Here is a 26,803-nt window from a genome sequence, read left to right on the forward strand (position 1 = left end):
ATTATTTCAAGGTTTAAAAGAAAACAAAAATACCTCCTATTCGTTTATTTATTGTATAGGTGTAATTTGATACTAAATTAAGATTCGATAATCATGGAAATATCCTCGCTCTACGAGCTATATAAGCTGCATCCCCAAATAACAACCGATACCCGAAACTGTTTGCCCGATTCCATTTTTTTTGCTCTGAAAGGCTCTAATTTTAATGGAAATGAGTATGCGCAAAAAGCTTTGGAGTCTGGTTGCCGTTATGCTGTTGTTGATGAAGAACCTCTGGTTGTAAATGACAAGATAATCCTTGTGAGCGACGTGCTCGAAACATTACAGGAATTAGCAAATTACCATCGCCGTCAGCTTAAACTCCCGATAATAGCCATCACAGGAACAAATGGAAAAACAACCACAAAGGAGTTGATAGCCGCAGTATTACGTAAAGAGTATAATGTAATATATACCGAAGGTAATCTGAATAACCATATTGGTGTTCCGCTTACTTTATTAAAAATGACACGTCAGCATGATGTGGCGGTGATAGAGATGGGAGCCAACCATCCGGGCGAAATTAAGTTTCTGGCAAAAATAGTTGAACCCGATTATGGTTTGATTACCAACGTAGGACAGGCCCATTTAGAAGGTTTTGGCTCGTTCGAGAATGTGATAAAAACCAAAGGGGAGCTTTACGATTATATCCGTGATAGCGAAGATGGCAAGATATTTATTGATTATAACAATAGGTATCTGTCTAAAATTGCTGAAGGAATGATGCCTATCTATTACGGGGAGAACGAAGATTTATTTATCTCCGGAAAAGTATTGGCCTTAACTCCTTGCCTTAAATTTGCATGGCGCTCGCTCGACTCCGATTGTTTGGTACAGACAAAGCTGGTTGGCGACTACAATCTGTCGAATGCGTTAGCCGCAATAGCCATAGGGCGGTATTTTGGGGTTCGTACAGAACTCATCAATGAGGCTTTAGAAGAATATGAACCTGTCAATAACCGCTCGCAACTGAAGAAAACCGGTAAAAATATACTTATAATAGACGCCTACAATGCTAATCCTACCAGCATGCATGCTGCCTTGGAAAATTTCAGGCACATAGACGCTACTAACAAGACTTTAATTCTTGGAGAGATGCGCGAGCTGGGAGACGACAGCCAAAAAGAACATCAACGTTTGGTCGACTATATAGCCGACCATAAATTCCAGAATGTTTTTTTTGTAGGCTCAAGTTTTGAGCAAGTGAATACCTACCAGTATCCCCGATACGAAAGTTCGGATACGTTGAAAGAATACCTCTCAAAAAATCCGCTTGAAAATCAATATATATTGATAAAAGGATCGCGGGGCAATCGTTTGGAAGATTGCATTGATATCCTGTAAAGAGAGAACAAACGATTAGATATATAGAAAAAAGAGTTGTGATTATGTTTTTCACAACTCTTTTTTTGGAACAGTTATAGTCAAAAAGCTATTTAAAATCTATAATAAATCTCTTTAAAGAAGTATCCAGCAGGCTTTTGGGAACGGATTGCTTTGTTTCGTCAATCAGTATTTTAACAACACGTTCTCTGAGGAAGTCTTTACGGGTAACAAGGCTCACTTCTCTGACAGGAGTGATACCCACCAAGGGGCGGACATTCTTTTTCTGGCGTTCGCTCAATCCGTCAATTGCCATCTCCGGAATTATAGTCAACCCGCTATTGTTATCAACAATATTAATCAGAGTACTGATACTGCCTGCTTCGTATGAGAAAAGACTATGCGAACTTTTGCGTTTGCGCAGATTACAAATTCTTAGTATTTGCGTGCGGAAGCAATGCTCTTCTTCCAGAAGCCACAGGCGGTTTATGTTCAGGTCGTCTTCTTCCAGTTCTTTTTTGGCGTAGAGCGATGTTTCGCGAGGCGATACGTATGCATAGAATTTTTCGTAATATATAGGATATTCTTTCAGTTTGTCGTTTTTTAAGGGAGTGGCAAGAATAGCCCCGTCTAACGATCCATTTAGCAATCGCTCGGTTATCTGTCCGGTTGTGGTTTCTTCTATATTGAGTTGGATATCGAACCCGTTTTCGTCATGAAACTGCATCAGTTTAGGTAAAAGATAGGGCGCGATTGTAGGTATGATACCCAAGCGGAAAATGCCTTGCACAACCCCTTTTTCTTCTTGTATAATCTCTTTTACCTGCTTTACCTGCGATACGATGACACGCGCCTGATTGATTACCTGCGTTCCGATTTCCGTTGGCTGTACCGGAAGTTGGCTCCGGTCAAATATTTTAACCCCCAGTTCGTCTTCGAGCTTTTGTATCATCATACTCAGCGTAGGTTGTGTAACGAACGATGCTTCGGCAGCTTTCGCAAAATGACGATGATTATCGACAGCAATAATGTATTCTAATTGTTGTATGTTCATAATGGAAAAACTGATAGGGTAAATAATTTAGTATTCTCGGTTTCCGAATATCAAGGAGCCTACTCTTACCATCGTAGCTCCTTCTTGTATGGCTATCTGATAATCGTGCGACATTCCCATTGATATTTCCCGAAAATAGTCAAATTCTTTGAAATAGCTTTGTTTTAGCTGGTTAAAATATTCTTTTAACGCCCGGAATTCGCTCCTTATTACCGATTCGTTGTCTGTATTGGTTGCCATGCCCATCACTCCGGCAATTTTTGCATATTTAAGCTCTCGCCAATTTTCGGTTTCGAGCAAGGTTTTGCATGTATCGAATGTGAGCCCGTATTTGCTTTCTTCTTGGGCAATATGAATTTCCAGGAGGCAGTTTATTTCCCTCCCTGCCAGCTGTGCCTGTTTTTCTATTTCCTGCAAGAGCTTCCAACTGTCTACACTATGAATGGTGTGGGTGAAAGGAACTATAGATTTTACCTTGTTGGTTTGCAAATGCCCTATAAAATGCCATTCGATATCGGCAGGCAATTGAGGGCTTTTCTGAACCACTTCTTGCATGCGGCTTTCACCAAAAATTCTTTGTCCGGCATCGTAGGCCTCTTTAGCGGCAGAGGCAGGATGGAACTTCGATACGGCAACAAGCTTCACCCCATGGGGGATGGTTGCCAATATTCCGTTCAGATTTTCAGTAATGCTCATTGTACTATGAATTGTTTTGTTCGGGATTCACGTTCTTTTCGTTGGCAGAATAGGGGAAAACATCCATGATGGCTGTTTCGGTAAGGCTGGCAATCACATAGTCGGCCAGAGTGCCTTCCATTCCTTTTTCAACAACGGTCAGAGCTTCTTTTATATCGGATGCCTGCGCCAGCATTTGTGCCGCTGTTTTCTTTTCCGATCCGCTTTTTTCGTCGAGTGTGATAAAATACACTTTTGCTTTATAATAACGGTCGCCGTTTTCGTTGAAAAACAACTCCGACAGTTTTGCCCTTTTAATATCGGCAATGGTGAATTCGCCACTGATATAAGGCCTCAATTCTTCAATGATGCGAGCTTCGGCTTCGGTGAACGACAAGGCATCTACCAAATAAGGCTCCGATACTTTTTTTTGTATTCCGTTTTCAAGGGTTTTGTCATAGCTGACCTTGCATTCAAACCAATTGTGCATAGTTGTTTTTATTTGATAATTAGTTGTTTAATAATTTAATTTTTTACTTGGTTTTACCCGTTTATCGAAATCGAAAGGTAATATTTTCTCGTCATATATAGATAAAACCTATACAAATATAGTGAAAAGACTCCCGAAAAGTAAGCAAAAATAAAGAGAATTAGTAAGTGCTTGTGAATTTAGGAGTATCTGCTCGATACCGTTATCTTTACTGAATTACCAAACAGCGATGTGAATACACACCGAAATACATTCACAAGCAAGCTTACAATGACTTTCGGTGTTCACTATATTTTCATTTTTTGAGTATTCTTTTTAAATATCCGATATCCAACAAATTCACTGTCTCAAAACTTCCTTTGTAAAACACAGCCCAATTGTTGAAAACACATGGCAATTCTTTTGCTTTTTGCAGCGTATCCACTTGGATTAGAGATAGAGGAATGTTGTGTATTTTGCAATATTGTTTTATTGTCTCAATGTTTTGATGAACATAGGGGCATTGCATATCGTAATAGATAGTTAATTCCTTGCTTTCAATATTTTGTTTTTTAGCACTTTGTGCGAATTTTGGAGTTGTTCCGTCAAAAGAAAGTGCAAGCAATTCGTATCCGTTATCGGTAGTATCAACAACCTCAAAGCCAAACTTTTTGGCGAACGATTGGTCTGAAAGCCAAGCTTTTTGTTTTGTTGCGCCGAGCATACAAATGCCCGATTTGCCTTTTTCTTTAGCATCGGTTAAGCAGTACTCTATCAGCGATTTCCCATAGCCTTTCCCTTTGTAGCTGCCTAAAACCCATAAACAATACACATAAAGATAGTTGCTGCCGGTTATAGGAACCCATGCTGTTTCAAGAGGAGCGTATTCAATGAAAACAGTAGCCTTTGCATTCAACTTTCTAAAAACATGACCTTCTTTTAGTCGGTCTGAAAGCCATCTACGCTTTGCATCAATTCCCGGATGAGGCTTTTTACTGCGGATAATGCAGCATAAATGCTCATCGATAATATTTTCTGTTGTTAAGTTTATAAAATCGGCATTCATATTTATGCACCATAGTTTTAGCTTTGGGAAATATCAGAACGGATAACCTATGGCAAAGTGCCATGCTATATCACGGCTTACTTTAGGGCGGTAAATAACCCAACGGTCGCCTTCGTCGCGTGCGGGATCGTAAGCTTTCATTCCTACATCGAGGCGAAGCAGTAAGAACCCAAGATCGAAACGAAGCCCTACACCATAAGAAAAAGCAAGTTCTTTATAGAATTTCGAGAAAGAAAATTCGCCACCGGGTTGTTCATCATATTTCTTGATAGTCCAGATGTTTCCGGCGTCGAGAAATGCTGCCAGTTCGATATAATCGGTTGCTTTAGACCTGTATTCGAGATTCAAGTCGAGCTTTATATCACCTGTTTGGTTCACAAAATCGTTTGTTGCTCCCGGTTTGTATGATCCGGGACCCAACCGCCGGGTACTCCACCCGCGCACGCTGTTAGACCCACCCCCAAAATAACGCCGCTCAAAAGGCATAACGTTTGAGTTGCCAAAAGGATATGCCACACCAAGGGCTATCCTGTATGCAACCGAACCGGTTTTATTCAGCATCCGGGTATGGGCAAAACTGATGTCCCCCTTTATATATTCGGCATAAGCGATACCCAGTATCTGTTTTTGCCCGTCGCTGTTTCTTGAAGGCGAATCAAACGAAGTTGCCAAACGAGGCAGCAAGCCCCCCCAATCGGCTCCGAAGCGCAGGGTGTAATTGTCGCGCTTTACCCTTCCGGACGAAGAATTGACGTATACCCCCGTGTAGCCTATGCGCGATATTAATTGGTTTTGGTACATAGTTCTGTACAAAGCATTGTCGGGGTTGGATATAATGGAGTCGAATTTGGCCGAGATAGACGGCATGCGTATATAGTTTACGTCTATCAAGTCGAGAGAATGCCTCAGCCGGTTTCGTTTTGTAGTCCAGCGGTATGTGATTGTGGTATTAAAAAACTGACGTGTATATTCGGGGCGGTGCTGATTGTTCAACCCAACTGAAAATTGTGTACTGGCCGATGGCAGATTTCTCCAATCACTTTTAAGCCAAGGGAATAAAAATTGAGGGAATGATATAGCACTTTCAATCCCATATTCATAAAAATTCTGGTTCAATATATCCGAACTGTTCGACCCTGTGATAAATTCGTATGCCCCTTTCAGCTTTACACTAAATACTTCCCCTCCATTAAACAGGTTCTGATGCTGGTACGAAGCATGAGGAGCAATACCTAAATCGCCAGCGGTATTGGTTCCGTCAATTCCCAATTGAAACCAGTGAGGATTGGCGGGTTTTACTTCTATGAGGGCATCGACAAGCTTCACACTGTCGGGTGTTGCAACAGGGGTGAACAAAATCTGTGTTTGCCGCACAGTACCCATTCCGCTGAAGGCAGAATATGTGTTGGTATAATAATAATCGGAATACCTCTTGCCGGGACGTAGGTGGGTGTTACGGTAGATTGTGGAATTGCGCAGGAAATTACTCGGTCCGCGCACAATGGTCAATCCCCGGTAAGTTGTTGTGTCTAACTTGGTTTGTAGCTCCTGATTCCATTTTCTTACACCGCTAAGCACGGTTGTATTGCGGATATTGAACTTATGAAACACCGTACTGTCTTTATTCTCGGGATAGAACGAGAGGAACAAGTCTACCTGCCGGTTGCCTACTGTTGTATCGGCCTTGAAGTATACATACTCTTTCGAGAAGGAGTAATATCCTACATTCCGGAAGAAATTTGCGATATTGACCTTTTCCTCTTCCAGATTGTCTTGGTCGAACATATCGCCCGGATGTATCCCTGACAACCTTTTGTAATAGAACAGTATTTTATCCATGTGCGGATGGTTGGGATTTTTCCCGAAATCGTAAGTACGTATTGTATAAGGTTTATCGGCTTTTACGTTGTACGTTACTTTCATTTTCTTATCCTTAACCTCCAGAATGGTATCTACCTTAGCATTCAGATAGCCTTTATTTATCAGTTCTCGCTGTATTTGGGTTATTGAAGTTCCGGTCAGCCCCCGATTGTAAATGACAGGGGGTTCGCCTATCTTGCGGATAAAGCGCGTCATCCATTTTGAGGTATCCTGCCCTGCCATATTGTAAAGCCGTAGGCGGACTTTACCTAACAACGGAAAGCTTGAATTGGGTTCTTGCCGCAGGAAAGCTTCGAGCTCGGCAATGTCTACTTTCTTATTATCGGCTTTTATATCAACTTTGTCCAGCAAATATTGTTCTTGTGGGATATTTTTCTGAATACTGCACGACGAAGCCAGAATCAGAATAAAAGTAAATATGCAAAAAAGGCTTTTTTTCATGTAAAAACAATTTGCTGTTGTAGATATCCGGAACAAATATAGACAAATAGAGGCTTTTTTCACAAATTTATTGATAAACTTCTTCTTTATATTTTACATTTCGAATCGACATGCAAAATCTTAAAAAAATGACTAATATTGCATAATAGATATAAAGCATTATGTTCAGCAAAATTTTCATACGGTCATGAAAGAAAACAGGCATAAAGTTCCGTTTGGAGTTCTTGGTTTAGTCTTAGCTATCGGTGTGGTATATGGAGATATAGGAACATCCCCGCTTTATGTAATGAAAGCCATTATAAGCGCACTTCCGGCAGGGAAAATGGCTAATCCGGATTATATACTGGGGGCTGTGTCGTGTGTTATCTGGACGTTAACCATACAAACAACCGTAAAGTATGTTGTAATAACCCTTCGTGCCGATAATAACGGCGAGGGAGGCATCCTGTCGCTATATGCTCTGATACGGCAAAAATACAGATGGGCATATTTCATTGCGGCAATAGGTGCGGCAACACTTTTGGCCGATGGTGTAATCACGCCGGCAATTACCGTCATGACCGCCATGGAGGGGCTCAATGTCATTGTTCCTGAAATACCCGTTATCCCTGCAACAATAACTATTGTGGCCGGTATATTCTTACTGCAACCTTTGGGCACAAGCTCACTGGGGAGGTTCTTTGGTTCCATTATGCTTGTGTGGTTTCTTACATTGGGGATACTCGGATTTGGCCGCTTTATCGGCGACTTTTCGGTTTTGCGGGCATTCAACCCGTACTATGCCGTGAAATTCCTGATAGAAGCGCCGCACACGTTGGTTATTCTTGGAGCTATATTCCTGTGTACTACGGGAGCTGAAGCTTTATATTCCGATTTGGGGCATTGCGGACTGAAAAACATACGTGTATCGTGGATATTTGTGAAAAGTATGCTCATACTTAACTATCTGGGTCAGGCCGCATGGATTATAAGCCATCCTAACCTCATTAATCACGGGGTGAATCCTTTCTTTGCAATGATGCCTTCGTGGTTCACCTTTGTAGGTGTTGTTTTGGCAACACTGGCGGCCGTAGTTGCCAGCCAAGCACTTATTAGTGGTTCGTTTACGGTGATAAGCGAAGCTATTTCGCTCAATTTGTGGCCTAACGTTAAAATTAAATATCCCACCAACATCAAAGGACAAATGTTTATTCCATCCATAAACTGGTTTCTGATGATTTCGTGTATAGTTATTGTCGTGTCTTTCAAGTCGTCGGCAAATCTGGAAGCCGCATACGGGCTTTCCATCACCTTAAGTATGCTGATGACAACCTCATTGTTGTTCCTCTATATGCTCAAAAGGCAGGTTTCGCTGTGGGTTAGCATCGGGCTATCCGCTTTTTTTCTGATTATTGAACTTGGGTTCTTCGTTGCTAATATGCAAAAATTTGCACATGGAGGATTTGCCTCTTTGCTGATAGCAGGTGTTATTTTCTTTATGATGTACTCGTGGTACAACGGACGGCGTATAAAGCAACACTACACGAACTTTGACCAAGTGGATAACAAATATATTGAACGGATCAATAATATGAGCCAAGACCATACGATAGAAAAAACAGCTACCAACTTGGTATTCATTACCCGTGCAAAGAATAAAAATGCTCTTGAAAGTAAAATAACTTATTCTCTGTTTCAGAAAAAACCAAAAAGGGCAGACACCTACTGGTTTGTGAATATAAGGCGTACAGACTCGCCCTACGAGTTTGGCTATTCGGTCAAGACATTTATAGAAAAAAAAATATTCAGATTGGATATAAATGTAGGATTTAAAATAGGGTTGCATACCGACCAATATGTACGCCTCATTACAAATGAACTGGAGCGTACCGGGCAGGTTGATTTGTCGTCGCGCTATCCGTCTCTTCCGGATACGAAAGGCGATTTTACGTTTGTGGTTGTAGACCGTATATTCCGGAATGTAGACCTGTCTGTAAAACAAAAAATTATGTTGGGATGGTATAATATAATCAAACGATTTGCTACCTCCGACACACAAATGTACGACCTCGATCCTTCGTTTGCGATGGTCGAAACCGTACCTCTCACCGATGTGCAATCAAATCACAAAGAGTTGAACCGGCTATTGAATATTGAAAAAAAGGAAGCTGAAAAAGAACAGGAAGTTTAAAGCTTAAAAAATACTACACTACGTAAATGTTAGAATAAAGACAATCTAAACAGACTCTAAGAATAGAGAAAACTACTAAGTTTTTTTAAGAATTCCAACTAAGTTATTAAAAGCATTCTCTCTTTTCTCTTTAGATGACAGTTCACACTCCCATATTACAAATACACGCCATCCGATTTCTTTTAGTTGCTCTTGATTTTGAATGTCTCGATTTGAATTATTCTTTATTTTATTTCGCCAAAACTCAGCATTAGAAACTGGAAATCTACGATGATAAACACCCTTTATTTGATGACCATGCCAAAAGCATCCATGTACGAAAATTACCGCATTATATTTTGGCAATACAATGTCCGGCTTCCCCGGTAGGGTCTTGACATTAACTCTATATCTGAAACCTTGGGAAAAAAGATATTTTCGAACTATGACTTCTGGTTTTGTATTCTTTCCTCTAACTAAAGCCATCACCTCCGATCGTTTGTTTTTATCCCATATATCCATTACACTCGAAGATAATCCCGTAAGGGAAAGTCGGTTATTTCCGCAGCAGTTGCTGAGACTAAATTACACCATTGCTCATATATGATGGTCACATCAACATGAACACCCCAATGTTCCTCCAAATACTCAATATCAATATCTCGTAGCATTATTTTTATAGCATCTAAAGAATCTATAAGGTTCTTTATGATTTTAGGAATATCGTATTTCACTTTCTTATATAAGATTTCTCCACGGCCGCCAGCGGTATATTTATCTCTAATATTGGATGTTATAATGCCTTCCACGGTCGACAACCATAATGTCATTCTTGAAAATTTATCTTGCCGATTACTCAAAAGCTCGGGGAATAAACAAAATCCTTTAATTTTAAGATCGCTAGCCTCTTCTCTTGATAGGCTGCTCCATAAACGTACAACCATATTAGTTTCTTTACTTTTAGTACCGGTATCAGCCCACCAAGTGGTTTCACCTGGCTTTAGCTGTTTTCGATAGTAGTCCAATATCGTTTTTATCGGGTTTTCTTGTTTTCTAAGTTCATCATAGGGTATATCTATTTTATCAAAAAAAGTTTGTCCCTTATCTAAGGTCATGTCTATTAAGTATCTTGGAGAGTGTGTAACAACTACTGACACAAGACATTCTTCATAGGGTCGACACATAAAATCAATCGGCTCGCATATTTTCCCGAATAACATAAAAATCCTTTCTATTCCATTAACTCTTGTGCCTTCTGCAACACTGCTTCCGGTAGATTTCCAATGATTAGACTTAGTTGTTTTAACTTCAACCCCGTAATAATTACTGGCTATTATATCGGGAAAATTTTGACCGGACATTAATTTTATAGAACCTTCAAACGGGGTATTTGTCGCATGATGCTCCATTATATCGAAAACTTTGCCTTCCAATCTATTACCTGACAACGCTAAATATTCTTTAGGATTAGAATGCGACTCTTTCTTCAATGTATGAAGCATATTTGATAATAAAGACTCAAATTCGTTCCTATGCGGGTCGGTATTTATAGAGATAACCATATTATTCAAAATATATATTCCACAAATTTTCTATTCTTTTTGCTATGTGATAAGCTAATAAAGGAGGTACCGCATTGCCAATTAATTTATATGCGGCGGACGAACTAAGAATAAAGCCATTCTTTCTATGAGGGCTTGGTATTACAAACTCATAGTCCATAGGGAATGTTTGAATGACAGCGCATTCTCTCGGAGTTAATCGTCTTTCTATTAAACATTTATTCAATTCTTCAAAATGCCCGCCGCCATGCTCTTTTGATAATCTGCGATACTCAATATTGCCATGATGTTCCGAACGAATTGTCGGGCCAATACTATTCAGATTTATTTCTTTTTGCCCTTGACAATGAGCCCCCATATATTTGGCTTTCGAGTATATTTGTTGAGACGGATCTTCGCTTTTATCCGGCTCAGCCAACATTCCGAATACATCCTTAAGAGTAACGGATGGCTCTAAAGAGTTATCGACGAATGTATGAGCGTGTGTTGGTTTAGGATAAGGATTATATTTGTCAGGTATAGAATCGCTTGTTAAAGCGTCATACACTGATTTTTTTAAAGCTGATTTTTTAATTCCGATAAAGATCACTCTTTCTCTAGATTGTGGCACTCCGTAGTTAGCGGCGTGTAAAACTTGTGGAGGTAGAACCAGATAACCGTCTCCATCGGCCATTGAAAAATCTCTTTGTATAATATCTTTTACATCCGACAGATTAACCAGTCCTTTAACATTCTCCGCAATAAAAATTTTAGGCTTTGTTATGTCTATAACTTCTTTCATCCATGAGTAAAGTTTCCCACGAGTTTCCTCATTGATTATAGTGCCGTTAATCAGATCACCATTGTGATCTTTATGCGAATTAAAGCCCTTTCTTTTTCCCGCTACGCTAAAATCTTGACATGGGAATCCTCCTGTAACGATATCGACATTATCAGGAAATACTTTAAATCCTTGCCTATGCATCTTCACCAAGTCCACAATACTTTCTTGCCTATAAGTATCGGGAGTATATCCGTATTTTTTAAAATAATGAGACCATGCTACAAAAGCTTCTTTCAATATATCATTAGCGAAAACAGTTTTAAAAACCGTAGTTTTTAATAGCACGAAATACTCATTTATGGTTCGTTCTATAAAATCGCTTTTGGAAGACACACTCTTTTTGTAAACCGAGAACCCTCCTTCAAAGCCTAAATCCATACCTCCACAACCAGAAAATAAAGATAAAACATTAACGGTTTTATTCTCCGAATAAGTACTAGTGGTTTCAAAAGACATTGAAGGTTGGGGTATTTTCTTGCTTTTATTGTTTGTCATATACTATTAGAATTCATTCACGAAGGCACCTTATTTAGAATATAAGAAAGTGGAGATGTACATGTCGAGTTCCTCATTTTACTACCAATATTTTGGTGACAACGCCGTTTTTCCCGTCTTCGGATGAACCCATTACCAAGTATGTGCCTATATCCACTTTATTGCCTTTGGCATTGCGTCCGTCCCATACGTATTGTCCACCAAGCGATTTCCCCTGATTGATGAGGTTACCTTTTATATCTGTGATTTTCACATTAGAGTTTGCCTGCAAGCCGGTTACTACAATCGGGCCGTCGTAATCGGGGCGCACGGGGTTAGGGTAAGCATAAACGTCCGAATAGTCGCTTCGGCCTGTGGTTGCATCGCTTTTGTAAGCCACAAGGCCTTTATCGGTTCCTATATAAACCAAACCGGTATTGGGGTTGATAGCAATGGAATAAACCTTGTCCGAAGGCATAGGGCTGTTTTTGGTGGTGAAGTTATGGATTGTTTCCATCCCGTCTTCGCTCACAAGAAATATGCCCGAATCGTCTGTACCGAGCCATTTACGGTTAGCTCCGTCTATGGCTATTGCCGAAACGGATACATTCCCCAGCAGGATATCGGCATTGTTAGTTCCGTCGTTTCTCGGAATCTTTATTTTGTAGAGGGTTAGTTCTTTTTTACTGAAAATATTACTTTGATTGTATATCAGGAAAGGGCCAACATCGGTTGCAGCCCAGATTGTTCCGTTCAGATCCTCTTTCATGTCGTTAAAACTCGTGATGTTCACCGTACCTCCGTCTTGATCCGAGAAATGGTCTTGAAACAAAGTTTTATCGTCGTTCAGGTTGCTTACGGTATTGTTATCGTCCAGAATGAACAAAAAAGGATTCCGGGAGTAAGTAGACATCCACTTCCGGTTATAACGGTCTACCATTACGTTACGGCCAACAGTATTTTTCTCGGCAATGCTGCCATACCCCAATTTATGCCATGTTCCTTCCTTGGTAAGCACAGTTATCGGGTTGGCCACTTGTGTGCCTAAAAACCAGAGGTTGCCTCTTCGGTCGTAACTCATCCCGCCAAAACGGATATAGTTTTTACGTGAAGCTTCATCTATAGTTACCACTCCCTCAAACAGTGGGCTGCGATGTAATGATACAAATTCTTTGTCACGAAATTCATAGACTCCTTCGCCAAAACTTTCCACAAAGATATGTCCGGGATTGGACGGATTGGACGTAACCCTCGAAAAATCTCTCGCTCCACCTAAATCGGATGGGATTTTAGAATCGATCAGCGATTTATCGTAATTGAACCAAATGTTATTATCGCCCAGTTGAGACAGTTGTGCTTCATGCCCCATACGGTCGCCGCTATATCCTCCGCCCACAAGAAGAAGTTTTTCGTTATCGTGATACATCGAAAAAGCTACATTACTTAACGGTCCGTTGGGTCTTAATTCCGTACGTAAAGAATTGACATTCCCCGAAGGATCTACTTCTATAAGGGATAAATTTTCGTTCTTTGTTCCTACCCAATATTGAGTAGAATTTGCAGTACTGGGAGACAGGCTTGTCAGCCCCGGTATTCTTGCCGAGCGGATTTCGCCTAACCCCGTGAATATCCACAACGATTGGTCGTTGTACCCCAAAAGTCCATCTTCGCCATGAGGGATAATTCCTACCGGCCACCAGCCTGCCGCAAACCGTTCCACGTTATCACCGTTGAGGTAATATATGGCTTTAGTGGGGATATAGAAATGCAGGCATCCTTTATAAACACAAATGCCTCGGAGTTCGCTGTCGATAAAGGTATAGTCGCTGTAATGATATTTATCGCTGATGGTTATTGTGCTCCAGTTGTTGATATCCTGTATATTGATTGATGGGTCGACGTATTTAACTCCACCTTCGGAGCATATATACAATTTGTTGTCGTGTATGTACGAATCGTACACTTTAAATTGAAAAATGCATGAGGCTTTGATTTCAGCCTTCAGCATATCTATCACGAGCAGCCCGAAGTTCATAGACAGGTAAGCATAATCTCCGTCGAAATAAATACCATTCAGGGCTTTGTCGATATTTTGTGTGGAATTTTTAAGATAAGGAATATTGTACATATACCCGTTATCGTCCATGAGGTCTATATCGGCGTTTTCTCTGAAAATAAGGAGCAGTTTGTTTGTTTTATCGTACGCTATTTGTTTTATATTCTGATTTCCACCGTCTTTTTTCACATATATTTCCACCAGATTATCGGTTTCGTCTGTGCTGCACGAAAATAACTTCCCGTCGGTAAGTGTATATACTTTTTCGGTGGTAGCACATACGGTGGCAGGGGCGGTTTCGTACGAAAACAATGTTTCCCACTGACCTATGGCCTGTCCGAAACAAGAGGAGGAAAGAGACGTAAATAGTAAAAAAAGAACAGATAGTATTTTTTTCATAACATTTGCTGGTATCTATAACTTCATCATATAAAGTGCTATATAATAGTAAACGAAAAGTTCTTTCTAATATTATGAAAGATGCTTCCCCCTTCCGGAGTTTTGTGTAGGGAGGAACTTTCGTTTCAATCCCTGTATCGTTTTGTTATTTCCCCAAAGGCATCTATACGCCTGTCGCGGAAGAATGGCCAGATGCGGCGTACGGCTTCGGTGCGTTTTGGGTCTATTTCAACTATATGTACCGCTTCTTCGGTATTTGAGGCCTGCCAGAGGATTTCGCCCTGAGGGCCTGCCACAAAACTGTTTCCCCAAAACTGAATACCGTTGGTTTGCCCCGATGGGTCGGGTTCCATACCTACACGGTTCACCGATATAACATGCAGTCCGTTGGCTACGGCGTGTCCACGTTGCGATATTGTCCATGCACCCAATTGGCGGTCTTTTTCGGGCTGACTGTCGGTTTGCTCCCAACCGATGGCGGTAGGGTAAATCAAAATATCGGCTCCTGCCAGTGCCATCAATCGTGCCGCTTCGGGATACCACTGATCCCAACAAACCAACACACCGAGTTTGCCTACCGATGTTTGTATCGGCTGGAAGCCAAGGTCGCCCGGTGTAAAGTAGAATTTTTCGTAATAAGCCGGATCGTCGGGAATATGCATCTTTCGGTATTTCCCGGCAATAGAACCGTCTTTTTCCAGAACAACCGCTGTATTGTGGTAAAGTCCGGCAGCGCGGCGTTCAAAAAGCGAAAGAACGATAACCACACCCAATTCTTTAGCCAGAATGCCGAATTCGTCGGTCGATTTTCCGGGTATCGTTTCGGCCAAGTCAAACACATCGGTATCTTCCGTCTGGCAAAAATAGAGCGAGTTGTGCAGTTCTTGCAACACTATCAACTCGGCACCTTGCCCGGCAAGCGTACGGATTTTCGATTTTAGGTTTTCTATATTCTGTGCAATGTTGGTCGCATTGGCTTGTTGTATTATTCCTACTTTCATATCTGTTCAGGTATCTCGGTTATCGTATTATTCCTTTTGGAAACTGCATCGTTACACAGTGCAACGATCCATGTTGCCTGATTATGGGCAGGCAGTCTATACCCACCACCCGGTGGGAAGGAAAAGCTTTCTGTATCTGCTCAAGAGCCTCGGCGTCTTTGTGCGAGTTGTATGTGGGAACAAGTACAGCGTTGTTCATAATCAGAAAATTGGCATATGTTGCAGGCAGGCGTTCACCGTCTTCGATAACGGGTTCGGCCATGGGCAGAGGGATGAGGTTGTAGGGATTGCCCTCGTAATCGACAAACGTTTTCAGTTGGGCTTCCATCCGCTTCAGCTCTTCGTAATGTTCATCATTTTTGTCCTCAATATGCACGTAAGCAATGGTATGTTCGTTGCAGAAACGGGCCAGTGTATCTATATGGCTGTCGGTATCATCGCCAGCCAAGTAGCCATAATCGAGCCATAGCACACGGTTTAAGCCGAAGGCCTGCTTCAGGTAGTCTTCAATCTGTTGCTTGTTCCAATAAGAATTACGGTTTGGCGAAAGCAAACACTGCGATGTTGTGAGCAGCGTGCCTTTACCGTCCGTTTCTATCGCCCCACCTTCGAGTACAAAGTTTTTGCGGTTCAGATACTGAACATTGGGTGCGAATATGTTTTTGGCAAACAAATGACGGTTTATCTGGTTGTCTTTATCGGCTGCAAACTTCAATCCCCAGCCATTGAAGGTAAAATCGCAGATGCAAGGCTGTCCGCCATCGGCGAAAACCGAAATCGCTGCATGGTCGCGCGCCCAAGTGTCGTTGCTCGGCACTTCTACCAATGTCAGGTTCTGGTGTAATATATCTGCTCCCAGAAATTTAGCTACATTTTCCCTGTTTTGGCAGGCAATAACGAGGCGTTGTTCTTTCAGTATTTCGTTTGCCAAACAGGCAAAACACAGGCTTATCTCGTTGAGCATATAATGCCAGTCGCTATCCCGGTGAGGCCATGTAAGCATCACAGCGTCTTGGGGATACCATTCGGGCGGAAAAAATATTTTACTCATTTCAAATTATTATAACAGCTTCAGATACAAAAGTAAAACTATTTTTTGTGTTTTTAGGAAGATTGCGTCTTTCGGCAAAGATTTTTTATGAAAAAGACATTACCTTTGTCTATCTAAGATACAAAATCAACGTAATACGGGTAAATGGCTAAAAAGAAGGTACAAACCAAGAAAAAAACTCCCAAAGACGAAAACAAGCTTACGGCATTCGTAAATGCCTTCAGGAGCGAGCGGGCTCATTTCCTGATAGGGATAAGCATTGTTTTCATTGCTGTTTATATGCTTTTGGGGATGGTTTCGTTCTTTTTTACGGGTGCTGCCGACCAAAGTAAGGTTGTGAACAAAACCTTTTTCGACCTGATTTCTCACAAACAGATAATAGAAAACTGGACGGGAGTAGGTGGGGCTTTCATTGCCGAACGCCTCATCAATAAGTACGTAGGCATATTTGCCCTCATTATACCTGTTTTTATTACCCTTGTGGGGCTGAAGATGATGCGGGTGAAATCGATTTCTGTCATAAAATCGTTTCTGCTCTGTTCGTTTGCCATAATATGGGGGTCAATAACCAGTTCGTTCATCCTGACAAAATTATTCCCCGATACCCATATTACTTGGGGTGGCAGTCATGGGCTTATTATTGAGCAGACACTCGAAAATGCTCTGGGCATACCGGGAATGGTGATGGTAATAGTTTTGCTGCTGGTGATTTTTATAGTCATCACAAAAAACGCTTCGGTAGCGTTTTTCCGCGAATTGTTTCAAAATCCTTTGCGCAGGAAGAAGAAAGACGAAAGCGGCGATTTCCTGGACGATGAATTCGAGGTAACTCTTGCCGAAGACGAAGAAACACCGGAGGAAGCAAAAAAAGAGAGCCTCTTTGGCCGTATACTTGCCTTGATAAAAGGCACGCCAAAAAATGAAGAAACGAATAACGAAAACGAAGCACCGCAAAGCGATAGCTTTGCGGCGGAAGAAGAAATATATCAACCCTTCCATCAACCTGCCGACAAACAGTATCAGCCTGTCAGTACGGCCGACGATTTTGAAGTGGTGATACCCCATGCGGAAGAAACCGTTGAAGTGCCGCAAAATCAGAATACACCGCCCACGACGTCTGCCCACGACGCGATAGACGAGAATGACCTTGATGAACTGGGAGAATACGACCCCACGTTAGACCTTTCGTCTTATCAAACTCCATCGTTAGACCTCCTGAAAGTTTACGATACCGGCGGCAAAGGCGTGGATATGGAAGAACAGCGTGCCAATAAAGAAAAGATTATAAATACACTGCGGAATTATGGTATTGAAATAACCTCCATAAAGGCAACCGTAGGCCCTACAATCACCCTCTACGAGATTGTTCCGCAGGCAGGTGTCCGCATTTCTAAAATACGGAATCTGGAAGATGATATCGCCCTTAGCCTTTCGGCTCTCGGTATCCGTATCATTGCTCCGATGCCCGGAAAAGGGACTATCGGGATAGAAGTACCAAACAAAGAACCACAGATAGTTTCGATGCAATCGGTCATTGCCTCGAAGCGATTCCAGGAATGTACGTACGACCTCCCTGTGGCTCTGGGAAAGACCATTACGAACGAGATATTCATGTTCGACCTCTGCAAGATGCCTCACTTGCTTGTTGCGGGGGCAACGGGGCAAGGTAAATCTGTGGGGCTGAACGCCATCATAACATCGCTGCTCTACAAAAAGCACCCTGCCGAAATGAAGATGGTGCTGGTAGACCCCAAAATGGTGGAGTTCAATATCTATTCTACCATCGAAAAACACTATCTGGCAAAACTGCCCGATGCCGAAAAGGCCATCATTACCGATGTAACCAAGGTTACGCAAACCCTCAATTCGCTCACAAAGGAAATGGACGACCGCTACGAACTGCTCATGACAGCCAGCGTGCGTACCATTAAAGAGTATAACGAAAAGTTCAAGAAACGTAAGCTTAACCCACTGAAAGGACATCGTTTTCTTCCTTACATCGTGGTTATCATAGACGAGTTTGGCGACTTGATAATGACTGCCGGAAAAGAAATAGAGATGCCCATAGCCCGCATCGCCCAGAAAGCCCGTGCCGTGGGTATGCACATGATTATAGCCACACAACGCCCAACTACGAATATCATTACCGGAACCATCAAGGCGAATTTCCCGGCTCGTATGGCTTTCCGTGTAACATCGCAGATAGATTCACGCACCATTTTGGATATGTCGGGGGCAAATCAGTTGATAGGGCGGGGCGATATGCTCTTTTCGCAAGGCAGCGACTTGGTGCGTATCCAGTGCGCATTTGTAGATACGCCCGAGGTAGAGGGCATTGCCCAATTTATTGGTAATCAGCGTGGCTACTCGCATGCTTTTGAACTGCCTGAATTTATTGGCGAAGGCGGTGGTGACGGCAAAATGGAGTCGGTAGACCTGAACGACCGTGACCCTCTTTTTGAGGAAGCGGCACGCCTTATTGTGGTGCATCAGCAAGGGTCTACATCGCTCATTCAACGCAAATTCTCGATAGGATACAACCGTGCCGGACGCTTGATGGATCAACTTGAAGCCGCCGGAATTGTGGGAGGCACTCAGGGGAGTAAGCCCCGCGATGTGCTTATCATGGACGAATATAGCTTGGAGCAAAAGCTCAGTCAAATGAGATAGCCTACTTTTTACACAACATTAACATGGACTTCAAAACAGTGACAAAACCCGAACACAGGGGAACAATGCGGTCGTATCTGGGTAAAGAATACTTTATCATGAAACGGCGTATGCGTTGGCTGAAAGAAGCCGCCCGGTACGCAAAAGTAGAGCCTCGCAACTGCGGATGCACATATTCCCTCATAAAACACAGGTCGATGCTGTTGCGCCCGCTGAAAGATATAGACATGGTTTTGCAACACAATAAGATAACCAATCTGCGGTTAGCTATATCGAAAATAAATGGGGTGGTGATAAAACCGGGGCAAAAATTTTCTATCTGGAAACTGGTGGGGCGTCCCACAAAAGGGAAGGGCTACCTCGAAGGGCTGATTCTGCACAACGGACAAACACTGCGCGGAACAGGTGGCGGACTGTGCCAGTTGGGCAATCTCATTTATTGGATGGCACTACACTCTCCACTTGATGTTACCGAGCGTTGGCGGCACAGTTTTGATGTCTTTCCCGACGTTAACCGTAAAATTCCTTTTGCTTGCGGAGCCACTTTATCGTACAATTATGTAGATTTGCAACTGACCAACAATACACGGCAATCGTTCCGCCTCAATTTGTGGCTGGACAAAGAATACCTGAACGGTGAACTGTTCTCTGATACGGAGGCTACATCCCGTTTCGAAGTATTCGAAACCGATCACCAGATTCAGCAACAATGGTGGGGCGGGTACACACGGCACAATAAAATATGGAAACGCAGGTTAAACCTCCAAGGCGAAGTACTGGGCGAAGACCTTGTTACCGAAAATCATGCAATAATGATGTATAATCCACTGCTGAGGAAATAAACCTTTTTGCATTTAGCTTGTCTCAATTGAGAGAGCAACCAAAAGAATCAAAACCAAAAGAAGAATCATGAAACTTAAATTTTTATCGTTATTCATCGTTTTTTTGTCTGTTTGCGCCAATGGCCAAAACGCAAAAGCTATTTTGGATAAAGCTTCGTCCGAATTTTCGAAAGCAGGAGGTGTGAGCGTGAGTTTTACCCTCAACAATGAGTTTGTACGCGAAAAGAAAACATACAGCCAAGATGGTACAGCCTTCATAAAAGGCAATAAGTTCCGCATAGAAGTACCCGACGGTATCACCTGGTTCGACGGAAAAACCCAATGGGTACACCAAAAAGGCAGTGGCGAGGTAAACGTAAGCAACCCCACGCGTGAGGAGTTGGCAAGCATCAGCCCCACGGTTTTGCTCAATCTCTATAAAACGGGCTTCAACCTTACCTACAAAGGCGAAGCCAAAGACCGAGGTAAAGCCGTTCTTCAGGTGGAGATGGTTCCTCAGAAAAGCGGTAGTGATGTAAGTAAATTCCTTTTGAAGATAAATAAACAAACTTATCAGATAACATCTATCATCATTTACAATACCGATGGAAATAAAACCCATCTGCTGGTGAACAAATACAAAACCGGAGGCAACTACTCGGATGCTACTTTCCGATTCGACAGGAAAGCAAATCCAAATATCGAGGTCATCGATTTAAGATAAGTTAAGTCAATACCTTTTGCTTTGCATAACCCTTATCTATACCTTTGTACAGAGTATAGCAAAAACTTATATAGAAAGAAAAAATATACATATATGAGCGAAAAAGTAAGATGTCTTATCATTGGTTCGGGCCCGGCAGGGTTCACCTCTGCAATTTATACATCGAGAGCAAACCTCGATCCTGTTCTGTACGAAGGAATCCAGCCCGGCGGGCAGTTAACGATAACTACCGAGATAGAAAACTTTCCCGGATATCCGGAAGGTACTACCGGAACGGAGCTGATGGAAGACTTGAAAAAACAAGCCTTGCGTTTTGGTGCGAATGTACGTGCGGGAATAGTTACGGCTGTCGATTTGCTGTCTTCTCCTAAAAAAATAACGATTGATGGCGAGAAACTTATCGAGGCCGATACGGTTATTATCTCGACAGGAGCAAGCGCAAAATATCTGGGATTGCCCGATGAAACTAAATATGCCGGACAAGGCGTTTCGGCCTGTGCCACATGCGACGGTTTTTTCTATCGCAAAAAACAAGTTGCCGTTGTGGGCGGTGGCGATACCGCTTGCGAAGAAGCTATCTACTTGGCGGGATTGGCCAGCAAGGTATATCTGATTGTACGTAAACCGTTTTTGCGTGCCTCGAAGGTAATGCAAGACCGTGTTTTCAAGAACGAAAAAATAGAAGTGTTGTTCGAGTGTAACACCGTAGGTCTGTTTGGCGAAAACGGAGTGGAAGGTGCTCACGTAGTACGCCGCATGGGCGAAGCCGACGAAGAAAAATTCGATATCGCTATCGACGGGTTCTTCCTTGCCATTGGTCATAAGCCCAATACTGATATATTTAAAGGACAGTTGGATCTTGACGAAACGGGCTATATCAAAACCATACCCGGCACACCCAAAACGAAGATAGAAGGTGTATTTGCCGCCGGTGATGTTGCCGACCCTCACTACCGTCAGGCTATCACTGCTGCCGGAACAGGTTGCCAAGCTGCCATCGAGGTAGAAAGATACCTTTCGGAAAAAGGCTTATAATAGTAATATTATTGAATATGATAACGGGCTGCTTTGTTGTGAAGCAGCCCGTTCTGTATTTTTAGGAAAAGTACTATTTTTTTGTATCTTTGCAAGCTTTTTTAAAAAATACAAACATGGATATTCTTGAACTCGCACAGCAAAATCAACAGGCAGCATGGAAAATACTGGACGATGCCCGTATTTTTGAGACATGGGAAAAGATTGGAGCAAGCGTTCATCTGGTTGGATCGCTCAAATCTGGGTTATTAATGAAAAACAGGGATATAGATATGCACATCTATACCGACAAACTGGATGTAGGCGAAAGCTTCTCGGTGATGCAAGAGTTAGCCCAGCGACTACCACTGGCTGAAATCCATTACGGAAACCTGATCGATACCGAGGAAGAATGTATAGAATGGCATGCCACTTACAAGGATGCGGATGGTAATATCTGGAAGTTCGACATGATTCATATCCGTAAAGGCTCTAAATATGACGGTACGGTTGAGGGGGTAACCGAAGCTATAACCAAATTGCTCACCCCGGAAATTCGCCGGACGATTCTTCAAATCAAGTACGATGTACCGGAAGGTATGTTAATTCCGGGCATAGAGATATACCACGGTGTGTTTTCAGGGAATGTAAAAAGCTACGACCAATTGGAGCAATGGCGCAAAACAAACCCTTTGACAAACAGTCTGGATTGGCTTCCCTAATTAATAATATTCCCCCGATAACATTACATCATCGGGGGATACATTATCGGATAAGTAAGCCCCTTTCTGCCAGGCAAAACTTACTCCCTTATATTTTAATCAAAGCTTTTCAGAGGGGATATTGTTGCCCTTATACATTAAAGCGGAAGTGCATAATATCGCCGTCGGCAGCTATATAGTCTTTACCTTCAACGTTCATTTTTCCGGCTTCTTTACAAGCTGCTTCCGAGCCTAAAGCAATGAAATCGTCGTACTTGATGACTTCGGCACGGATAAAGCCTTTTTCAAAATCGGTATGGATAACTCCGGCACATTGTGGGGCTTTCGACCCTTCGGGAAACGTCCATGCACGTACTTCCTGTACTCCGCAGGTGAAATAAGTGAGCAATCCCAGAAGCTTGTAAGCGGCTTTGATGAGGCGTGCTACCCCCGATTCTTCGAGACCGATTTCGGATAGGAACATCTGCCGTTCTTCGTAAGTTTCGAACTCGGCAATTTCAGATTCAATCTTTGCAGCTACGATAAGTATTTCGGCTTGTTCGTCTTTTATCGATTCGCGTACCTGCTCTACATATTTGTTACCGCTAACGGCGCTTGCCTCGTCTACATTACAGACGTACAGTACAGGCTTGTAAGTGAGCAAATACAACTCACGGGCAATCTTTTGGTCTTCCTTGCTGTCGAATGTTACTGTGCGAGCCGATTTTCCTTGTTCCAGAGCGTCACGGAACTGCACTAAAACATCGTAAGCCCGTTTGGCATCCTTATCGCCTCCCGTTTTAGCCTGTTTTTCAACTTTCTGAATGCGTGCTATAACTGTTTCCAAGTCTTTTAGTTGAAGTTCTATGTCGATAATTTCCTTGTCGCGAACAGGGTTCACACTGCCGTCAACATGAGTTATGTTGTCGTCGTCAAAACAGCGCAATACGTGCAATATAGCGTCCGTTTCGCGGATGTTGGCAAGAAATTTATTGCCTAAGCCCTCACCCTTGCTTGCTCCTTTCACCAATCCGGCAATATCAACAATCTCTACCGTTGTAGGTACTATTCGTTGTGGATTTACCAGTTCGGCAAGTTTATTCAGCCGTTCGTCGGGAACGGTTATTACACCCACGTTAGGTTCTATTGTACAGAAAGGGAAGTTTGCCGATTGCGCTTTTGCGTTCGACAAGCAGTTGAAAAGGGTCGATTTACCAACATTCGGTAAACCTACTATACCACATTGTAGTGCCATTATACGAGTTTAAGTTTTTTATATACACAATTTTTCAGGCTGCAAAGATAATCATTTTTGCAGACCACAGAAAGCATTCTCTTATTTACAAAAATTCTGTATAATAACAGTATAGGACAAAGCGGGGGAATATTATTTCAGAAAAAAGCTGTTTTTAGAAGCGACAGAGTGTTGGGTTTATGGTAAAATCTATTATTTTTGCATATCCTAAAAAGGCGGCGTGGTAGTTCAATGGATAGAATAGAAGTTTCCTAAACTTTAGATTCGGGTTCGATTCCCGGCCGCGCTACACTCTTTCAAGAAAACCTCCCCCCCCTTTTGATTATATCTTGCAGAACAGCATTATAAAACATAAAATATTTGGCGGCATATAACTTTCTGATTGAAAGGCTATAAAATAATATACTGTTTTTTTTGTAATGGTAATTAGTTTTTTTATGACTAAATATATTTGTTTTCACGCAAATCGCATTATTTTTGCTGACTGTTAAAAAATGATGTAACCGATATTTAGAACTAAACCCTAACAAAAACAGAAAAAGATTATGTTGAAAACTATCTTATCAGTTTCGGGCAAGCCCGGTTTATACAAATTGGTATCCAGCGCAAAAAACATGATAATTGTCGAATCGTTGATTGAAAAGAAAAGATTTCCGATTCATGCCCGCGATAAAGTGGTTTCGTTGGGCGATATAGCGATGTACACACAACAAGGCGAGGAGCCGCTGAAGAATGTGTTGTCGTCTATCAAGAAAAAGGAAAACGGAGCAAAAGCTTCCGTTTTGCCAACAGCTAAACCGGAAGAACTGAAAGCATTCTTGGCAGAAGTGCTACCCGATTTTGACGGCGACCGTATTTATAGTAGCGACATAAAGAAACTGATTGGTTGGTATAACCTACTTATAGAAGCGGAAATAGATTTTGAAGCGGAAGACGAATCGGTGGATGAAGAGGGAGAAGCTCCTGCCACTGAATAATAGCAAATATATAACCCTCTTTTACAGAGGTTGAAGAGTAAGGATCCCCCTTGAAAGTTGAACAAAAACTTTCGGGGGATTTTTGTATATAGCCGTGGCAGAAAGATATTGATTCGGAAAAAGGAGAGGTTATCGTAATATTTTTATAGTTTTGTTTTATGTGTATAATTGTTACAGCGATATGATATATTTTAGCTTTAAAAAATTACTATTCATTACAATTTGTTTGTTTACGGGGAGTACATTATCGGCTCAAGAAAAACCTAATTACATCACATCTGGTTATTATCAGTTTATTTATCAGGCCGATTCAGCTTTATGGGAGGCAAACGAAGATCTCGCTTTCAGTAAATACCAAGAAGCCGAAAATGTTATGCCCTTACTACATCAAAGCCATTATTTTGAAATGAATAAGTACGTAGATTTACTTGTTAAACGGGGATATTACGACAAAGCTCTTTTCTATGTAAACAAAATGATAGATGAATATGGAGATATTCCAGAATTTTTGCTTTCTGGAGATTCGTTAGTACAGAATTTTATTCATAAATCGAATATTGACGTTTCGGAAGCTGCACTTTATGCAAGGTATCAAGCCTTTTATACGCCCGAAAGGATGGCTTTGGTTAACGAAATCAACGAGATGTATTATAATGACCAAAGGATAAGAAAAACAGAAAATGAGTGGGAAAAAGAGACCTCAGGGGAGTTCATGGATAGAATTCAAGAAATGAGTCGTATAGATGAATATAATGCAAAACGTATATTAGAGATAATAGAAGAATATGGATTTCCTGATGCTAAATTATTAGGAATTTGGAATTTAAGAGAAACTGTTCATAATGCGGAAATAATATTTCATCATATATCGAAAAAGGTGGATATAGATTCGCTTCTGCTGGCTGCCGTAGAAGAGGGGAAGTTATCGCCACAGCGGTTGGGAGTGATAAGAGACTACAATACTTATATAGTTGACTCTGCCCTAACAAAACGTTACAGTATATATGCTACATACGAGGGAACAAAAGACGAAGACATCGTAGATATCGAAAATCTCGACAAGCGGCGCTTGGCTATCGGTATGCCAACACGAGCTATGGAGAACAAGGTAAAAGTATTGATGAAAAACAAATAGAACAATCTACTGGTGAGTAGCTTCACACTTATGATAAATCGAAATAATATGAAAAGAATAGTATTTATTTTTCTTTGGATTAATGTTTTTTGGGTGGAAAAGGCATTCTCTGACGATAGAGTTGATTATATAACAAGTGGTTACTATCAATTGATATATGAGGCTGACGAAGCTTTATTAGATGGAGATGAAGAACTTGCCTTCGGCAAATACCAACAGGCAGAGAAAGTTACGCCTTTAATAGAACAGAATTTCTATTATGAAATGAGTCGTTATACAGACCTTTTATTAAAGTTTGGACAATACGATAATGCTATACATTATATGAACATTTTAGTGTCGGAATATGGTAGGGACCCAAGTACTTTTTGGAATAAAAATGCTACGTATTTTGCATCGTTGCAGGAACATATTAATACAGATTCGTTACTACTTGCTTTGAACCAAAAATTAGACGCTTATTATTCGCCCGAACGAAATAAACTTACAAATGAAATAGTCCAAATGCTTTCTAATGATGTTAGAATCAGAAATGAGGTTATTTCTAAATTGAAAAATAATAACGATTCGGAAATAATAAAAGATGAAATATTTATAGAGTTACAGAATGTGGATATACATAATGCGAAACGAATATTAGAGATAATAAAAGATCATAGTTTCCCTAATCTGGCATTATATGGATATAAAAATTTAGAGAAATGCAGTGGACTACCTGCACTTTTTCTTCATATTTCTGATAAAGAGAACATTAAGGGTTTATTTCTAAGAAATGTAAGAGAAGGAAAATGTTCACCTTTTGTATATGCAATAATTGTAGATAGAGAGACTATGATGAGTGAAAATCCAAAAAGTTATTATGCTGCATACGAAAGTATTGATGACCAAATCATAGATATTGAGAACCTTGACAAGCGGCGTTTAGCTATCGGTATGCCAACACGGAAGTTTCAGCGGAAAAAACTGGAATGGACAATGAAGCAGGCTGCGGAGTATCCCGAAGCTAACGAATAGTGTATTATCCAGAATAAAAACCGAAAGCC

Annotated in this window: 22 protein-coding genes and 1 tRNA gene; 11 read left to right on the forward strand and 12 right to left on the reverse strand. The window is 41.5% G+C overall.

All coding sequences use genetic code 11. The features are described from left to right. The first annotated feature begins 93 nt into the window (after positions 1–93). Complete coding sequence (gene murF, locus M2132_RS00260) at positions 94–1,383, forward strand: UDP-N-acetylmuramoyl-tripeptide--D-alanyl-D-alanine ligase (RefSeq protein WP_280670114.1); 1,290 nt, start codon at positions 94–96, stop codon at positions 1,381–1,383. Between the two features lie 88 nt (positions 1,384–1,471). Here the strand turns inward: murF and M2132_RS00265 are convergent, their stop codons facing one another. The 5 genes from M2132_RS00265 to M2132_RS00285 all read right to left on the reverse strand — a co-directional run bounded on the left by M2132_RS00265 (position 1,472) and on the right by M2132_RS00285 (position 6,948). Next, positions 1,472–2,416, reverse strand: coding sequence for a hydrogen peroxide-inducible genes activator (locus M2132_RS00265; protein ID WP_280670116.1), 945 nt, complete (start codon positions 2,414–2,416; stop codon positions 1,472–1,474). 27 nt (positions 2,417–2,443) lie between these two features. Beyond that, positions 2,444–3,112, reverse strand: coding sequence for a YggS family pyridoxal phosphate-dependent enzyme (locus M2132_RS00270; RefSeq protein WP_280670118.1), 669 nt, complete (start codon positions 3,110–3,112; stop codon positions 2,444–2,446). A 4-nt stretch (positions 3,113–3,116) separates the two neighbouring features. After that, entirely contained in the window at positions 3,117–3,581 is a 465-nt protein-coding gene (locus M2132_RS00275) for a DUF4494 domain-containing protein (protein ID WP_280670120.1), read from the reverse strand. Between the two features lie 295 nt (positions 3,582–3,876). Beyond that, positions 3,877–4,626 (reverse strand): GNAT family N-acetyltransferase, encoded by a 750-nt coding sequence (locus M2132_RS00280; RefSeq protein ID WP_280670123.1) that lies wholly within the window; start codon positions 4,624–4,626, stop codon positions 3,877–3,879. A gap of 33 nt (positions 4,627–4,659) precedes the next feature. Further along, positions 4,660–6,948, reverse strand: coding sequence for a BamA/TamA family outer membrane protein (locus M2132_RS00285; RefSeq protein WP_280670125.1), 2,289 nt, complete (start codon positions 6,946–6,948; stop codon positions 4,660–4,662). Positions 6,949–7,135: 187 nt separating this feature from the next. Here M2132_RS00285 and M2132_RS00290 point away from each other — a divergent pair, with 187 nt between their 5' ends. Beyond that, positions 7,136–9,118 (forward strand): KUP/HAK/KT family potassium transporter, encoded by a 1,983-nt coding sequence (locus M2132_RS00290; RefSeq protein ID WP_280670127.1) that lies wholly within the window; start codon positions 7,136–7,138, stop codon positions 9,116–9,118. Between the two features lie 75 nt (positions 9,119–9,193). Here M2132_RS00290 and M2132_RS00295 read toward each other — a convergent pair whose 3' ends face one another. The 6 genes from M2132_RS00295 to M2132_RS00320 form a co-directional block, all read right to left on the reverse strand. Further along, positions 9,194–9,619 (reverse strand): very short patch repair endonuclease, encoded by a 426-nt coding sequence (locus tag M2132_RS00295; RefSeq protein ID WP_280670128.1) that lies wholly within the window; start codon positions 9,617–9,619, stop codon positions 9,194–9,196. Further along, positions 9,619–10,599, reverse strand: a complete 981-nt coding sequence (locus M2132_RS00300) for a hypothetical protein (RefSeq protein ID WP_280670129.1) — start codon at positions 10,597–10,599, stop codon at positions 9,619–9,621. Before M2132_RS00300 ends, M2132_RS00295 begins: the two co-directional genes overlap by 1 nt. A 61-nt stretch (positions 10,600–10,660) precedes the next feature. Further along, positions 10,661–11,938, reverse strand: coding sequence for a DNA cytosine methyltransferase (locus tag M2132_RS00305; protein ID WP_280670372.1), 1,278 nt, complete (start codon positions 11,936–11,938; stop codon positions 10,661–10,663). Between the two features lie 112 nt (positions 11,939–12,050). Next, positions 12,051–14,411 (reverse strand): hypothetical protein, encoded by a 2,361-nt coding sequence (locus tag M2132_RS00310; protein ID WP_280670132.1) that lies wholly within the window; start codon positions 14,409–14,411, stop codon positions 12,051–12,053. Between the two features lie 125 nt (positions 14,412–14,536). Beyond that, positions 14,537–15,412, reverse strand: coding sequence for a carbon-nitrogen hydrolase (locus tag M2132_RS00315; RefSeq protein WP_280670134.1), 876 nt, complete (start codon positions 15,410–15,412; stop codon positions 14,537–14,539). Between the two features lie 19 nt (positions 15,413–15,431). After that, entirely contained in the window at positions 15,432–16,463 is a 1,032-nt protein-coding gene (locus M2132_RS00320; protein WP_280670136.1) for an agmatine/peptidylarginine deiminase, read from the reverse strand. 144 nt (positions 16,464–16,607) lie between these two features. Here M2132_RS00320 and M2132_RS00325 point away from each other — a divergent pair, with 144 nt between their 5' ends. From M2132_RS00325 to M2132_RS00345, 5 genes are all read left to right on the forward strand, one after another. Continuing rightward, on the forward strand, positions 16,608–19,133 hold the full coding sequence (locus M2132_RS00325) for a DNA translocase FtsK (protein ID WP_280670138.1): 2,526 nt from the start codon (positions 16,608–16,610) through the stop codon (positions 19,131–19,133). Between the two features lie 23 nt (positions 19,134–19,156). Next, positions 19,157–19,975, forward strand: a complete 819-nt coding sequence (locus M2132_RS00330) for a VanW family protein (RefSeq protein WP_280670140.1) — start codon at positions 19,157–19,159, stop codon at positions 19,973–19,975. Between the two features lie 67 nt (positions 19,976–20,042). After that, positions 20,043–20,678: a LolA-like putative outer membrane lipoprotein chaperone gene (locus M2132_RS00335; protein ID WP_280670142.1), complete on the forward strand. Its 636-nt coding sequence runs from the start codon at positions 20,043–20,045 to the stop codon at positions 20,676–20,678. Positions 20,679–20,771: 93 nt separating this feature from the next. Continuing rightward, complete coding sequence (gene trxB / locus M2132_RS00340) at positions 20,772–21,713, forward strand: thioredoxin-disulfide reductase (protein WP_280670145.1); 942 nt, start codon at positions 20,772–20,774, stop codon at positions 21,711–21,713. 116 nt (positions 21,714–21,829) lie between these two features. Continuing rightward, on the forward strand, positions 21,830–22,414 hold the full coding sequence (locus M2132_RS00345) for a phosphoglycerate mutase family protein (RefSeq protein ID WP_280670147.1): 585 nt from the start codon (positions 21,830–21,832) through the stop codon (positions 22,412–22,414). A 130-nt stretch (positions 22,415–22,544) separates the two neighbouring features. On the opposite strand, the gene ychF is transcribed toward M2132_RS00345, so the two are convergent. Continuing rightward, positions 22,545–23,648: a redox-regulated ATPase YchF gene (ychF, locus tag M2132_RS00350; RefSeq protein WP_280670150.1), complete on the reverse strand. Its 1,104-nt coding sequence runs from the start codon at positions 23,646–23,648 to the stop codon at positions 22,545–22,547. Positions 23,649–23,865: 217 nt separating this feature from the next. Between ychF and M2132_RS00355 the strand changes: the two genes are divergently transcribed. The 4 genes from M2132_RS00355 to M2132_RS00370 all read left to right on the forward strand — a co-directional run bounded on the left by M2132_RS00355 (position 23,866) and on the right by M2132_RS00370 (position 26,774). Next, a tRNA-Arg gene (locus M2132_RS00355) sits at positions 23,866–23,937 on the forward strand. A 256-nt stretch (positions 23,938–24,193) separates the two neighbouring features. Then, positions 24,194–24,625 (forward strand): DUF5606 domain-containing protein, encoded by a 432-nt coding sequence (locus M2132_RS00360; RefSeq protein WP_280670152.1) that lies wholly within the window; start codon positions 24,194–24,196, stop codon positions 24,623–24,625. A gap of 181 nt (positions 24,626–24,806) precedes the next feature. After that, positions 24,807–25,760 carry a hypothetical protein gene (locus M2132_RS00365; protein WP_280670154.1) on the forward strand — a complete coding sequence of 318 codons (954 nt, stop codon included), beginning with the start codon at positions 24,807–24,809 and terminating at the stop codon, positions 25,758–25,760. A 48-nt stretch (positions 25,761–25,808) separates the two neighbouring features. Next, positions 25,809–26,774, forward strand: a complete 966-nt coding sequence (locus M2132_RS00370) for a hypothetical protein (protein WP_280670156.1) — start codon at positions 25,809–25,811, stop codon at positions 26,772–26,774. Positions 26,775–26,803 lie beyond the last annotated feature (29 nt).

This window comes from Dysgonomonas sp. PH5-45 (genome assembly GCF_029893235.1).
Taxonomy (GTDB): domain Bacteria; phylum Bacteroidota; class Bacteroidia; order Bacteroidales; family Dysgonomonadaceae; genus UBA1309.

Excerpts from the sequence above, each read along its gene's own strand:
- murF (WP_280670114.1), top strand. The coding sequence starts at position 94 with ATGGAAATATCCTCGCTCTACGAGCTATATAAGCTGCATCCCCAAATA.
- M2132_RS00265 (WP_280670116.1), bottom strand. The coding sequence starts at position 2,416 with ATGAACATACAACAATTAGAATACATTATTGCTGTCGATAATCATCGT.
- M2132_RS00270 (WP_280670118.1), bottom strand. The coding sequence starts at position 3,112 with ATGAGCATTACTGAAAATCTGAACGGAATATTGGCAACCATCCCCCAT.
- M2132_RS00275 (WP_280670120.1), bottom strand. The coding sequence starts at position 3,581 with ATGCACAATTGGTTTGAATGCAAGGTCAGCTATGACAAAACCCTTGAA.
- M2132_RS00280 (WP_280670123.1), bottom strand. The coding sequence starts at position 4,626 with ATGAATGCCGATTTTATAAACTTAACAACAGAAAATATTATCGATGAG.
- M2132_RS00285 (WP_280670125.1), bottom strand. The coding sequence starts at position 6,948 with ATGAAAAAAAGCCTTTTTTGCATATTTACTTTTATTCTGATTCTGGCT.
- M2132_RS00290 (WP_280670127.1), top strand. The coding sequence starts at position 7,136 with ATGAAAGAAAACAGGCATAAAGTTCCGTTTGGAGTTCTTGGTTTAGTC.
- M2132_RS00295 (WP_280670128.1), bottom strand. The coding sequence starts at position 9,619 with ATGGATATATGGGATAAAAACAAACGATCGGAGGTGATGGCTTTAGTT.
- M2132_RS00300 (WP_280670129.1), bottom strand. The coding sequence starts at position 10,599 with ATGCTTCATACATTGAAGAAAGAGTCGCATTCTAATCCTAAAGAATAT.
- M2132_RS00305 (WP_280670372.1), bottom strand. The coding sequence starts at position 11,938 with ATGTCTTTTGAAACCACTAGTACTTATTCGGAGAATAAAACCGTTAAT.
- M2132_RS00310 (WP_280670132.1), bottom strand. The coding sequence starts at position 14,411 with ATGAAAAAAATACTATCTGTTCTTTTTTTACTATTTACGTCTCTTTCC.
- M2132_RS00315 (WP_280670134.1), bottom strand. The coding sequence starts at position 15,412 with ATGAAAGTAGGAATAATACAACAAGCCAATGCGACCAACATTGCACAG.
- M2132_RS00320 (WP_280670136.1), bottom strand. The coding sequence starts at position 16,463 with ATGAGTAAAATATTTTTTCCGCCCGAATGGTATCCCCAAGACGCTGTG.
- M2132_RS00325 (WP_280670138.1), top strand. The coding sequence starts at position 16,608 with ATGGCTAAAAAGAAGGTACAAACCAAGAAAAAAACTCCCAAAGACGAA.
- M2132_RS00330 (WP_280670140.1), top strand. The coding sequence starts at position 19,157 with ATGGACTTCAAAACAGTGACAAAACCCGAACACAGGGGAACAATGCGG.
- M2132_RS00335 (WP_280670142.1), top strand. The coding sequence starts at position 20,043 with ATGAAACTTAAATTTTTATCGTTATTCATCGTTTTTTTGTCTGTTTGC.
- trxB (WP_280670145.1), top strand. The coding sequence starts at position 20,772 with ATGAGCGAAAAAGTAAGATGTCTTATCATTGGTTCGGGCCCGGCAGGG.
- M2132_RS00345 (WP_280670147.1), top strand. The coding sequence starts at position 21,830 with ATGGATATTCTTGAACTCGCACAGCAAAATCAACAGGCAGCATGGAAA.
- ychF (WP_280670150.1), bottom strand. The coding sequence starts at position 23,648 with ATGGCACTACAATGTGGTATAGTAGGTTTACCGAATGTTGGTAAATCG.
- M2132_RS00360 (WP_280670152.1), top strand. The coding sequence starts at position 24,194 with ATGTTGAAAACTATCTTATCAGTTTCGGGCAAGCCCGGTTTATACAAA.
- M2132_RS00365 (WP_280670154.1), top strand. The coding sequence starts at position 24,807 with ATGATATATTTTAGCTTTAAAAAATTACTATTCATTACAATTTGTTTG.
- M2132_RS00370 (WP_280670156.1), top strand. The coding sequence starts at position 25,809 with ATGAAAAGAATAGTATTTATTTTTCTTTGGATTAATGTTTTTTGGGTG.